1 protein-coding gene is annotated in these 437 nt (G+C 51.7%); it reads left to right on the top strand.

What is annotated here, in order from left to right; genetic code table 11:
• A partial coding sequence (locus R5R67_RS19570; protein ID WP_412838338.1) for an Ig-like domain-containing protein occupies positions 1 to 437 on the top strand: 437 nt, incomplete at both ends.

Raw genomic sequence — 437 nt, 5'->3', positions numbered from 1 at the left:
TTAACTGATGGTCCACACACCATTACCGTGACTGCAACAGATGCAGCAGGCAATGCAGGTACAGATACAGCAGTGGTAACAATTGATACCACCGCACCAAATGCACCTGTACTTGATCCAATCAATGCAACTGACCCAGTGAGCGGTACAGCAGAACCTGGTTCTACAGTGACTGTGACATATCCTGATGGCACCACTGCAACAGTCGTGGCAGGCACAGACGGAACATGGTCAGTACCAAACCCGGGCAATCTGGTAGATGGCGATACGGTTACAGCAACAGCGACTGACCCTGCAGGCAATACTTCATTGCCAGGTACAGGCACAGTCTCTGCCGACATCACACCGCCGGTGGTTGCACTTGATGATGTGTTGACGAATGACAGCACACCAGCACTCACTGGTACAGTGAACGATCCGACAGCAACAGTGGTTGT

Origin of the sequence: Acinetobacter sp. OYA S30 (genome assembly GCF_033599315.1) — a bacterium.
Classification (GTDB): Bacteria; Pseudomonadota; Gammaproteobacteria; order Pseudomonadales; family Moraxellaceae; genus Acinetobacter; species Acinetobacter baumannii.
The sequence above is the reverse complement of the archived record's forward strand: the minus strand, read 5'-3'. Positions and strand labels throughout refer to the sequence as shown.